Here is a 12,154-nt window from a genome sequence, read left to right on the forward strand (position 1 = left end):
TTATTATTCGGCGCCGTATCGCCCGCGCCGGTTTATAGTGCTGCCGGGCAGTATCCACGGCTTTACGCCGCTGCCACAAACGACCTTTAGGCAAAGGCTCCTTCCGATTTGGAATGAACTGCATGATTTCAAAACGCTTGACCCCTTCGATGACGGCCTTGCAATGCTTCGAAGCCGCCGCCCGCCACTTGAGTTTCACCCGTGCCGCCGAAGAGCTGCACCTGACCCAGAGTGCCGTCAGCAAGCAGGTGGCGCAGTTGGAAGAAATGCTCTGCCACAACCTGTTCGAACGGGTCCGCCAGCGCTTGCACCTGTCGCCAGCGGGGTCGCTGTACCTGGCCGAAGTGCACAAAATCCTGACCCAGGTGGACATCTCCAGCCGCTACATCCTCACCTACGGCGGCGAGACCGAAGTGCTGCGCATCGCCACCCAGCCGACCTTCGGCGATCGCTGGCTGGTGCCCAAGCTCAAGGATTTCGCGGTGAAACACCCGAATATCCACCTGGATGTGCGCAACGAGCTGGAGCCTTTCGATGTGTTGCAGGCCAAGGCCGATATCGCGTTTTTCTATGGGCAGGGCTCATGGCCGGGCGCGACGTGCATCGAGCTGTTCCGTGAAGCGGTGGTGCCGGTGTGCGCACCGGGCTTTGTTGCCGAAGGCAGCGATGCTTCGTCGCGCCACACGTTGCTGCAATGCACCTCGCGCCCGGAAGCCTGGCACGAATGGTTCCTCGAACAGGGGCTGCACTCGCAGAACAGCTATCACGGGCCGCGTTTCGACACGTTCTACATGTGCATTCGCGCAGCACAATCGGGCTACGGCGTAGCGTTGGTGCCGCAGTATCTGGTGGCCGAAGAGTTGGCCCAGGGCAGCCTGATGATTGCGTGGGACTACGCAATGCCCAGCAGCGGCGCGCACTTTATCGCCCATGCCGAGCATGCCGGCGAGGTCCCCAAGGTGAAGGCCTTCCTGAACTGGATGGTGGACTACGTCCGCTCACATCCCGACTTTTAATAATGACCCGGCGACTTTATTTCGTTTGCGACAAGGGCGGGCGCCCAGCTTAGATAAAAAGACGCCCGTCACTGCCGAGTCACCGATTCATGAGCTACGAAACCATCAGCCAGTCGATTTCCATCGTTCATCCCATCAGCCTCAGCCACGGGAAAAACGCCGAAGTCTGGGATACCTCGGGCAAACGCTATATCGATTTTGTTGGCGGCATCGGTGTGCTCAACCTCGGCCATTGCCACCCGGGCGTGGTCGAGGCGATTCGTGAACAAGCGACCAAACTGACCCACTACGCGTTCAACGCCGCCCCGCACGCGCCCTACATCGAACTGATGGAGCGCCTCAGCGCGTTTATCCCGGTGGACTACCCAGTCAGCGGCATGCTCACCAACAGCGGCGCGGAGGCGGCGGAAAATGCGCTGAAGATCGTGCGCGGCGCCACCGGCCGTACGGCGGTGATTGCATTTGACGGTGCCTTCCACGGCCGCACCCTGGCCACGCTCAACCTCAACGGCAAGGTCGCGCCCTACAAACAAAAGGTCGGTGTACTGCCCGGCCCGGTGTTCCACCTGCCCTACCCCAGTGCTGATAACGACGTGACCTGCGCTGAGGCACTGAAAGCCATGGACCGCCTATTCAGCGTAGAAATCGACGTCAACGATGTGGCCTGTTTCATTATCGAACCGGTGCAGGGCGAAGGGGGGTTCCTGGCGCTAGATATGCAGTTCGCCCAGGCTCTTCGGCGCTTTTGCGATGAGAAGAACATCCTGCTGATTGCCGATGAAATCCAATCCGGCTTTGGCCGTACCGGCCAGCGTTTTGCGTTCTCACGCCTGGGGATCGAACCGGACTTGATCCTGCTGGGTAAAAGCATCGCCGGGGGTGTCCCGCTGGGCGCCGTAGTGGGGCGCAAGGCGTTGATGGACAACCTGCCGAAGGGCGGCCTGGGCGGCACGTATTCCGGCAACCCTATTGCGTGTGCCGCAGCATTAGCCACCCTTGACGCAATGACAGATGAGCACCTGAACACTTGGGGAGCGCAACAGCAAGAAGCCATCGTCAGCCGCTATGAAGCCTGGTGCGCACAAGGCCTCACGCCCTACCTCGGCCGCCTGACCGGCGTCGGCGCCATGCGCGGCATTGAGCTGGCGAACGCCGATGGCACCCCCGCACCGAAACAGCTTGCTCAACTGTTGGGCCTGGCACGGGATGCCGGGTTGCTGCTAATGCCCAGCGGCAAGTCGCGGCATATCATCCGTTTACTGGCACCGCTGACGACTGAGCCGGCGGTGCTGGAGGAGGGCTTGGATATCCTCGAAGCGTGCCTGAGGCACTTGTCCCAGTAAGGAAGGCCGGGGTTTTTCGTAGGTCTGTTTTGCAGGTGGGCAGTCCGGCTGCAATGGGCGCTGCCGGCGTTACGTCGTGATAAGGGCATTGTGCTGCCTTGACCTGATCCCCCTCCCCCCTGAAAATGCCCGACGCTTTTTTGTCCTCGTTTACTGAAGTAGTGAAATTTCAATGCCCGATTCCTACACCATCGAAGAATCCGCCGAAGAATCCGTAGCCGCCTTGCGCGCCAAAGCCGAATACGAAAACGCCATCAATCTTTCACAGCATGTGCCAGCAGCCAAGATCATCAGCGAGATGGTGCTGGACGCGTTCCATACGTCCAAGGAAAGCGACCAGATCCGCGAACTGCGCGTGGCCATCCGCCAGGCCCACGATGCCTTCGACGACGACAAAGCCTACGATTTGATGGGCCAGCTCAAGCAATTGAAAGACGCCGAGGCGGCCGACAATGCTGCCCTGGAAGACCTGAGCAGCCAGTTCTCGATCAGCCGTATCCTGTCGAGTTTCAAGGACGACCCCGAGTTCCAGGAGCTGGTCTACGGCCTGGCCTTGAAAGTACTGAACCAGAGCCACCAGGCCATCAGCAACCCAAGCGCCGGCAAGAGCAAGGCTTCACGGCCCAAGAAAGAAGCCGAAGTGTTTGTGATCAGCAAAGATGGCATCAGCGTCACCCTGCCACTGCGCACGCCGCGCTCGAAGCTGAACGTTGACCGTGAGGCGTTTGAGTTTTTGGGTTTCAGCTTTGTGGGTGAAGGCGATGAAGCGGAGCTTACGGTTGAGAGCTTTGTGGACAACGCCGGTGCAGAACAGCCGTTGAGCCGCAAAAGCGTCATTACTGCGTTGCAACAGCAGACTGCGTTTGAGGGGTACAGCATCGCTCAGCAGTAACTCGTAGCAAGCTACACCGCAGAATCAAATGTGGGAGCTGGCTTGCCAGCTCCCACATTTGATCTGTGCTGTGTCAACTGACCCGTTCGACTTGCGCTGCAAACACCTCGCGAAACCGTGCCATCTCCCGCTTGTCTCCCACCGTCACACGCACCCACTGCGGCCAGCTTTTAAACACCCGGCCGATCAGCACACCCTGCGCCGCCAACTGCTCGATCACCTGCTCCGCCGGTTGCTTCACGTCGATCATGAAGCAGTTGGCCTGGGAGGCGGTGCAGGTGAAACCACGGCCTTTCAGCCAGGCCACGGTCTCGTCACGCAGCTGGTTATTGAGCGCCTTGCGTTGCGGCAGCAGTTTCACGTCTTCCAGGCTGGCAATGCCGCCGAGCAGTGTGGAACCTGCCGGTACGTTGTCGCCGCCAAACACGGCCAGCCGCTCCAGCAACGCAGGGTGGCCGATTGCCAGGCCCAGACGGGCGCCGGCCATGCCGTAGATTTTCGAGAACGTGCGCAGCACCAGCAGGTCGTCATGGTCCTTGACCCAACTGACAACGCTGGGGACGTCGGCGAAGTCGATATAGGCCTCGTCCACCACCAGCACACTGCCTTTGGGTTTGTTTGCCAGTGCCTGGCGGATGGCCTCGGTAGACGTGACAGTGCCAGTGGGGTTATTGGGATTGCACAGGTAGAGCATGCCCGCCTGGGGATCGGCGGCGAGCATGGCCGGGATGTCGTGGGCGTGGTCGGCGCTCAGACTGACTTCCTTCACCGGCGCCTTGTTCGACTCGGCCGCCTGGCGCGGCACCTCGTAGGACGGCGCGGCCATCACCAGGCCACGGGTTTCACTGGTGAATGCCAATACGGCATAGCGCAAGGCCGCCATCGAGCCTGCAAATACCGCCACCTGTTCCTCGGCAACTTCTTGCTGTTGGGCAAACAGCCCGGCTAAAGCATACATATGGCCGTAAGGATAACGTCCGGAGTTGGCGATGCCCCGCTGCATCGCCTCCCGCGCAGCGCCTGAAGGGCCGTAGGGGCTTTCGTTGTAGTTGAGCCTTACCTTGTCAGACGTTGCCGGCGACGACGCCGCAACCGCCCAATCCAGGCGCCCCAGCAACGGCAGGGCGGCGCCTACGGCGAGAAGGGACCGACGACTAACGCTGACCATGTGACAACTCCTTGTTGTAGGGCGGGTGATGGATTCGCACAGCTCGTACAAAAGTGTATGACGGAAAAGGCATTGGCCGATTTAACCGAACGCCCAAGAAAAAGCCCCGCGCTTCTCTCGAAGGCGGGGCTTTTTCACTGCGGGACTCTTCAGTGAGCGTAGGTCAGCAACAGCTCTTTCGGCACTTGGAAATCCAGGGACATCATCACGCTAAGCGCGGTGATGGTGAAGATCGAGAACACGAACAGCTTGCGCGCCCAGACGGTGTCATCCACCGCCTTGTAGCCGGTCCAGGCCATGTACAACCAGTACATGCCCATGGCGGCGGCGACGGCAAGGTAGCTCATGCCGGCGTAGCCACTGAAGGTCAACATCAAGGTCGCCACAAGGAAGGCCAGGATGTACAGCAGGATGTGTTTCTTGGCGACCTGGATGCCACGTTTAACCGGCAAAACCGGAATCGACGCAGCCAGGTAGTCATTGAAGCGGAAAATCGCGATGGCGTAGGAATGCGGCATCTGCCACAGGCTGAACATCACCAGTAGCACCAGCGCGGCCATGTCGAAGCTATTGGTCACAGCCACATAACCAATTACCGGAGGCATCGCCCCCGACAGACTGCCCACCAGCGTGCCGTGAACCGACTTGCGCTTGAGGTACAGGCTGTAGAGGCCGACGTAGATGACAAAGCCGATCACGGCAAACAGCGCCGCCAGCGGGTTAGCCACCTTGTACAACAGCACCACACCGGCAACACCCAGGACGGTCGCGAACAGCAGCGCCAGCTTCAGGGAAACCAGACCCTGGACCAACGCGCGGTTCTTGGTGCGCTCCATCTTGATGTCGATGTCGCGGTCGATGCAGTTGTTGAACACACATCCGGAAGCTACCACCAGGGATGTGCCAATCATTGCAGCCAGGAAGATGGCCAGATCGACATGTCCCTTGGAGGCCAGGAAGAAACCGCCCGCCACAGAAAGCACGTTACCGAAAATGATCCCCGGTTTGGTGATTTGGATAAAGTGCTTAAGCGACATCGGGTCTTACCTCACTTCGCCATCATGAACGTATGGATGCTGAACATGATCCATATCGACAGGCCAACCAGCAGCAGGATTACTAAGCCTGCGAACACGAACGCAATCACGTTATCGCGCTGCTCTTTCGAGCGATCCAAGTGCAGGAAGTACACCAGGTGAACCAGCACCTGAATCACCGCGAACGCCAGCACGATCATCAACGTGATCGATTTCGGCAGGGTTGGGTACATCACCAGGCCGAACGGGATCAGGGTAAGTATTACCGACAGGATGAAGCCGATGGCGTACGACTTAACGCTGCCGTGGCTCGCATCATGGCTGTCATGGTCATGGGAGTGTGCATTAGCCATTACAGAGTCCCCATCAGGTAAACAACGGTGAAGACGCAGATCCAGACCACGTCCAGGAAGTGCCAGAACAGGCTCAGGCAGCTCAGGCGAGTCTTGTTGGTGTTGGTCAGGCCGTGTTTATTGACCTGATACATCATCACCGCCATCCACAGCAGGCCTGCCGTCACGTGCAGACCGTGAGTGCCTACCAGCGTGAAGAACGCGGACAGGAAGCCGGAACGGTGCGGGCCGTAGCCTTCGGAGATCAGCAGATGGAACTCGTTGATCTCCATGCCGATGAAGCCCAGGCCGAACAGGAAGGTCAGACCCAACCAGCTCAGTACGCCCTTCTTGTTGCCCTTGTAGAAGGCCAACATGGCGAAGCCGTAGGTAATCGAACTGAACAACAGCAAGGCGGTTTCGCCGAGCACGTAAGGCAGTTCGAAGATGTCGTGGCCCGACGGGCCACCCGCTACGTTGTTTACCAGTACCGCGTACACCGCGAAGATCGACGCAAACAAGATGCAGTCGGTCATCAGGTAGAGCCAGAAACCGAAAACGGTCATCGGCCCCGAGTCGTGGTGATGGTCATCGTGCCCATGGTCATCGACATGGGCGTGTCCAGCATTGGTCACTAAGTTCGACATGGTTTAAGCCTGTTCCAACGAGGTTTCTACACGGTTGGCCGGGATTTTCTTCTCGGCGACCAAGCGAGCGTGCTGCTCGGCTTCGATGCGCTCGATCGTTTCGACCGGCACCATGTAGCCTTGATCATCACGTGCAGCGTGGACAATGAAGTAGCCGATGGTGCCCACCAGGCCAACGATTGCCAGCCACCAGATGTGCCAGATCATCGCGAAACCGAACACGGTCAACAGCGCACCCATCACCACGCCAGTGGCGGTGTTGCTCGGCATGTGGATCGGTTCGTAGTGCTTAGGCTTCTGGTACGCAGTACCGTCTTCCTTGGCTTCGGTGAACGCATCAATGGTGTTCGCAGTAGGAATCACGGCGAAGTTGTAGAACGGAGGTGGCGAGGAAGTCGACCATTCCAGGGTGTGGCCGTTCCATGGGTCGCCGGAGTCGCAAGCGTTCTGCTTACGGTCACGGATGCTCACGTACAGCTGGATCAACTGGCAGGCAATACCCACAGCGATCATGATTGCACCGAACATGGCAACGTACAGGTACGGTACCCACTCAGGGTTGGTGGTAGCGTTCAGACGACGGGTCATGCCCATGAAGCCCAGTGCATAGAGCGGCATGAACGCGACGAAGAAGCCCGAGATCCAGAACCAGAATGCAGCCTTGCCCCAGCCTTCGTGCAGCTTGAAGCCGAACGCTTTCGGGAAGTAGAAGCTGAAACCAGCGATGTAGCCGAATACAGCACCACCGATGATCACGTTGTGGAAGTGAGCGATCACGAACAGGCTGTTGTGCAGGACGAAGTCAGCACCCGGGATGGCCAGCAGTACGCCGGTCATGCCGCCAATGGCGAAGGTCACCATGAAGCCCAGGGTCCACAGGACCTGGCTGGTCATGCGCAAACGACCGTGGTAGATGGTGAACAGCCAGTTGAATAGCTTCACCCCCGTCGGGATGGAAATCAGCATCGTTGCCAGGCCGAAGAAGGCGTTGACGCTGGCCCCCGACCCCATGGTGAAGAAGTGGTGCAGCCAAACCATGAAGCCCAGTACAGAGATCGCGCCCGATGCGTAAACCATCGAGTGGTGACCGAACAGGCGCTTGCCGGTAAAGGTCGAGATCACTTCGGAGAAGATACCGAACGCTGGCAGGATCAGGATGTACACCTCAGGGTGACCCCATGCCCAGAACAGGTTCACGTACATCATTGGATTGCCACCAAGTTCATTGGTGAAAATGTGGAAATCCAGGTAACGGTCAAGCGACAGCAGCGCCATGGTAGCGGCCAGGATCGGGAACGAAGCCACGATCAGGACGTTGGCCCAGGTGCAGGTCCAGGTGAAGATCGGCATGTCCATCAGCTTCATGCCAGGGGCGCGCATTTTCAGCACGGTGGCCAAGAAGTTGACCCCCGTCAGCGTCGTCCCGAGCCCTGATAACTGTAGCGCCCAGATGTAGTAGTCCACACCCACGCCAGGGCTGTATTGCAGGCCCGACAATGGCGGATACGCAACCCAACCGGTCTTGGCAAATTCGCCGACGCCCAGGGAAAGGTTGATCAGCACGACGCCGGAAACCAGCAGCCAGAAGCTCAGGGAGTTCAGGAACGGGTAAGCCACGTCACGCGCGCCGATCTGCAGCGGCACTGCAAGGTTCATCAGGCCAGTGAAGAAAGGCATCGCCATGAAGATGATCATGATCACACCGTGGGCGGTGAAGATCTGGTCATAGTGTTCAGGCGGCAGGTAGCCAGGCGAACCCTCGGTGGCCATGGCCAACTGGGTACGCATCATGATGGCGTCGGCAAAACCACGCAGCAACATGACCATGGCGACGATGATGTACATCACGCCGATTTTCTTGTGGTCGACCGACGTCAGCCACTCGGTCCACAAGTAGGTCCACTTCTTGAAATAAGTGATTGCCGCAAACAGTGCCAGACCACCCAGCGCGATCATGGCGATGGTAATCATCACAATCGGCTCGTGGAACGGGACCGCATCCCAACTTAATTTACCAAACATCGTTTACTCCTCTGCCCCAGCAGTTGAATGCGAGCCCGCGTCAGAACCTTCAACCGCGGCCACTTCTTTCTTCTCGTGCTTGACCGGCTTGCCTGGCTTCATACCTTCGTACTTGTCGACGATTTTCTGAAACAGGTTCGGCTCAAACGCGGAATACAGCGCGACTGGGTTGTTCTGGCTTGGTTTGGTCAGGGCATCGTATTCAGCTTGATCAAGCTGTTTAGGTGCGGCCTTGACTTTGGCGACCCAGGCGTTGAAATCTTCCTGGCTCGTCGAGATCGCTTTGAATTTCATGCCGGTGAAGCCAGCGCCGCTGTAGTTAGCGGAGATGCCTTCCATTTCAGCTTTTTCGTTGGCGATCAGGTGCAGTCGGGTCTGCATGCCTGCCATCGCGTAGATCTGACCGCCCAGGGCTGGGATGAAGAACGAGTTCATCACGGCGTCTGAGGTAATCCGGAAATTAAGCGGAGTGTTCTCCGGGAACTGGATCTCGTTGACAGTGGCGATACCCAGGTCCGGGTAGATGAACAGCCACTTCCAGTCCAGCGCAACCACTTCGATATTGATCGGCTTGACGTCGGATTCCAGCGGACGGTACGGGTCCAGCTCGTGGGTCGACTTATAGGTGATGTAACCCAGGGCGATGATGATGAGGATCGGAACCAGCCACACCGCGATTTCGATCTTGGTGGAGTGCGACCACTTCGGCGCGTAGGTCGCGCTGGTGTTCGACGCGCGGTATTTCCAGGCGAAGGCGAAGGTCATGATGATCACAGGGACCACGACCAGCAGCATCAGCAGGGTGGCGGTGATGATCAGGTTTCGTTGATCCAGACCGATCTGTCCTTTTGGGTCCATCAAGGTCCACTTACAGCCTCCCAGCATTAACATCATGCCAAGCAGCGGCAAAAAGCCTAGTAATCGGGGGTACCTGTTTTTACTCATCTCACGACCTCTAAAGCAGCTTGCGCAATGCAGTTGGGTTTTGATCGCCAACACTTCACCCTGCCAAGGGTTGGCATTTCTCTTCGATTGAATAAGAGCCTGCCCGTCACGCCATAAATCTACGTTTCACGGACCTGCGGTGAGTTCTTATTCGACTTCGTGGCTAAAGGCCTTGTTACAGACCAATTCCATTTGGTGCGGGTAGTTGAAAGGCTGCCGGAACCTTGGGGTCGCACAGAGCCATCCATCTGCCCCTCGACCGCTCCAGTGCTCAAAGATTGAACAGCACCGGACATTCAGTGCGGGCGATTGTAGTTAGCTAGCGATGTATAAACCATGTCTGATAAAGAAATAATTTTTATCGATTACAGCAATAATCCTTCACCTTTATTGCAAAGGTTCGCGATCTTACCGTGTTCGATTCTTCACAAAAACCACAAAAAATGCTGTGTTATAGGGCGATATGCGGCAGTCCTTACGGTCTGTAAGGGCACGCAAAACCGATGCAAGCCCCCATAAAACAAGGCATTCAGACATCACGAAATCGCGGGAGCGGCGTGAGGTGCACGCCACTGTCAGAGCCACGAAGTGACAGCACATCTTGGCCGCATGATGCAAATTTAAGCGACCGTTTGGCGGGTCAGAAACGTCCTGCGGCCGCTTCCGTGTGACAACATGTCGCATGCTGCGCGCACTCGCCATTGTCCTGCGTCACGCTCTGCTCACAAATCCCACAAGCAATAAACACCCCGGCCCTCCCTCAAGAAGGACCGGGGTGTTTCAAGGATGGGCTCAGGCTTTGCGCTGGCGATTCCGGTAAATGCCCAACGGCACCAGGATCACGGTCAGCACAAACGCGACCAGCGCCCACTGCGCCAGGGACAGGCCCAGCACAGGCGGATACGGAGTGCTGCAGAAGCCATCGACCTGGAAGCCCAGGGGGAACACCTTGGCCAGGGGCAGGTCATCGACAATCGGTTGCAGCACATCAATGCCGCAGCTGACCTGTGGATAGAACTGGGTGTACACATGGTGACCGGCTGCGGCCACACCACCGAGGGCGCAGAGGATCACCAGCCCTTCGAAAAAGGTGAGCGCCCCTTTGGTGCGCATGGCCGCGCCGATGAACGCGAAGATCGCGATCAGCAATAAAGCATAGCGTTGCAGAATGCACAGCGGGCATGGCGCCTCGCCCAGCACCACCTGCATGTAGAGCGCACCGCCGATCAGCGCCAGGCAGATGATCCCCAGCAACACCAGAAAGCGCCGCTCCCTGCCTAAACGCAATTCGTCACTCATCTCCGGTTCCCTTTGTTTGGTTATGCCAATGGCCGCAAGTTTACACACAGGGAGTGGTTTAAACAGAGAGGGGTTAACGGGGGATTAATGGTGGGGGTAACGACAAGTGGCAAGCTTCAAGCTTCAAGCGTCAAGTGAGAGCGGGCTTCGATCCGGCTTTTACTTGTCGCTTGCAGCTACCCCGAAGGGGTTATTCCAAGGTGGCAGCCGGGCCGAAGAATTCGTAGCGGCTTTGTTTTTCGGGGACACCCAAGGCTTTGAGGTGGCGCTTGATCGCGGCCATGAAGCCTTTGGGGCCGAGGAAGTACGCATCCACATCGCGCTGCTCGGGCAACCAGGCGGCCAGTTGTTCCTGGCTGAGCAGGCCGACCTTGTCCGCCACCGGGCTCACACCATCGTCTTCGGCGTAGCAATAGAAGCGCTTGAGCTGCGGGTGCTTGGCGGCCAGGGCATCCACCCAGTCACGGAATGCATGCACGCCGCCATTGCGCGCGCAGTGAATGAAATGCACCGGACGCTCGGTGGCCAGGGCGGCTTCGAGCATCGGCAAGGTGGGCGTGATGCCGACCCCGCCGCTGATCAGCACCAGCGGTTTATCGCTGGCCGCCAGGGTGAACTCACCCGACGGCGGGAACAGGTCGATGGTCGCGCCGACGTGCAACTGGTCATGCAGGTAGTTGGACACCCGCCCGCCGGCTTCGCGCTTGACGCTGATACGGTACAGGCCCACGTCAGTCAGGGCCGACAGGGAATAGTTGCGGCGCACTTCCTCGCCATCCAGTACCAGTTTCATGCCGATGTACTGGCCCGGCGCGGCATTGAGGATCGGGCCGTTGTCCACCGGGGCAAAGTAGAAGGAGATGATCTCGTCGCTCTCCTCCACCCGCTTGACCAGCAGGAACGGCCGCGCACCACGCCAGCCACCGGGTGCCTGGGCTTTCTCTTCATAGATCGCCGCCTCAGCACCGATCAGGATATCCGCCAGCTGGCCGTACGCCGCGCCCCAGGCACTCATCACTTCGGGGGTCGCGATCTGGCTGCCCAGCACTTCGGAAATCGCCCGCAGCAGGCAGGCACCGACGATCGGGTAATGCTCCGGCAGGATCTGCAGGGCGACGTGCTTGTTGATGATCTTGGCCACCAAATCACCCAGTTGATCCAACTGGTCGATATGCCGCGCGTACATCAACACACCCTTGGCCAGAGCGCGGGGCTGGTCGCCGCTGGCCTGGTGCGCCTGATTGAACAGCGGACGAACCTCTGGGTACTCGGAGAGCATCATGCGGTAGAAATGGGTGATCAACGCTTCGCCGCCGCTTTCCAGCAGGGGCACGGTAGATTTGACGATGGCACGGTCTTGGGCGCTAAGCATGGGAGCCTCCTGGGCTTCTTCACTGATTACCCTGAATTACTCAGTATTCGTGCCAACTTATTAATCGTTATTTTTCAACCA

At 58.4% G+C, this 12,154-nt stretch carries 11 protein-coding genes; 3 read left to right on the forward strand and 8 right to left on the reverse strand.

Going from position 1 to position 12,154, the window contains the following annotated elements:
- The first annotated feature begins 122 nt into the window (after positions 1-122).
- From AACY52_RS01720 to AACY52_RS01730, 3 genes are all read left to right on the forward strand, one after another.
- Positions 123-1,016: a LysR substrate-binding domain-containing protein gene (locus AACY52_RS01720; RefSeq protein ID WP_339506087.1), complete on the forward strand. Its 894-nt coding sequence runs from the start codon at positions 123-125 to the stop codon at positions 1,014-1,016.
- 89 nt (positions 1,017-1,105) lie between these two features.
- On the forward strand, positions 1,106-2,359 hold the full coding sequence (locus AACY52_RS01725) for an aspartate aminotransferase family protein (protein ID WP_339560194.1): 1,254 nt from the start codon (positions 1,106-1,108) through the stop codon (positions 2,357-2,359).
- Positions 2,360-2,531: 172 nt separating this feature from the next.
- A complete protein-coding gene (locus AACY52_RS01730; RefSeq protein ID WP_339420673.1) occupies positions 2,532-3,251 on the forward strand; it encodes a hypothetical protein in 720 nt (239 codons plus the stop codon).
- Between the two features lie 73 nt (positions 3,252-3,324).
- Here the strand turns inward: AACY52_RS01730 and AACY52_RS01735 are convergent, their stop codons facing one another.
- The 8 genes from AACY52_RS01735 to hmpA form a co-directional block, all read right to left on the reverse strand.
- On the reverse strand, positions 3,325-4,419 hold the full coding sequence (locus AACY52_RS01735; RefSeq protein WP_339560195.1) for a pyridoxal phosphate-dependent aminotransferase: 1,095 nt from the start codon (positions 4,417-4,419) through the stop codon (positions 3,325-3,327).
- Between the two features lie 149 nt (positions 4,420-4,568).
- Positions 4,569-5,456, reverse strand: a complete 888-nt coding sequence (cyoE, locus tag AACY52_RS01740; protein WP_049711593.1) for a heme o synthase — start codon at positions 5,454-5,456, stop codon at positions 4,569-4,571.
- Positions 5,457-5,467: 11 nt separating this feature from the next.
- A complete protein-coding gene (gene cyoD, locus AACY52_RS01745; protein ID WP_010206434.1) occupies positions 5,468-5,809 on the reverse strand; it encodes a cytochrome o ubiquinol oxidase subunit IV in 342 nt (113 codons plus the stop codon).
- Positions 5,809-6,435, reverse strand: a complete 627-nt coding sequence (locus AACY52_RS01750; RefSeq protein ID WP_017734786.1) for a cytochrome o ubiquinol oxidase subunit III — start codon at positions 6,433-6,435, stop codon at positions 5,809-5,811. The genes cyoD and AACY52_RS01750 overlap by 1 nt, the downstream gene beginning before the upstream one ends.
- Positions 6,436-6,438: 3 nt before the next feature.
- Positions 6,439-8,457 (reverse strand): cytochrome o ubiquinol oxidase subunit I, encoded by a 2,019-nt coding sequence (cyoB, locus tag AACY52_RS01755; protein ID WP_339420675.1) that lies wholly within the window; start codon positions 8,455-8,457, stop codon positions 6,439-6,441.
- Between the two features lie 3 nt (positions 8,458-8,460).
- On the reverse strand, positions 8,461-9,402 hold the full coding sequence (gene cyoA / locus AACY52_RS01760) for a ubiquinol oxidase subunit II (protein ID WP_049711590.1): 942 nt from the start codon (positions 9,400-9,402) through the stop codon (positions 8,461-8,463).
- A gap of 792 nt (positions 9,403-10,194) precedes the next feature.
- Positions 10,195-10,701 carry a disulfide bond formation protein B gene (locus AACY52_RS01770; protein ID WP_339420676.1) on the reverse strand — a complete coding sequence of 169 codons (507 nt, stop codon included), beginning with the start codon at positions 10,699-10,701 and terminating at the stop codon, positions 10,195-10,197.
- Between the two features lie 190 nt (positions 10,702-10,891).
- On the reverse strand, positions 10,892-12,073 hold the full coding sequence (gene hmpA / locus AACY52_RS01775) for an NO-inducible flavohemoprotein (protein WP_339435956.1): 1,182 nt from the start codon (positions 12,071-12,073) through the stop codon (positions 10,892-10,894).
- Between the last annotated feature and the right edge of the window lie 81 nt (positions 12,074-12,154).

This window comes from Pseudomonas sp. EA_65y_Pfl1_P113 (genome assembly GCF_963970525.1).
Lineage (GTDB): Bacteria > Pseudomonadota > Gammaproteobacteria > Pseudomonadales > Pseudomonadaceae > Aquipseudomonas > Aquipseudomonas tritici.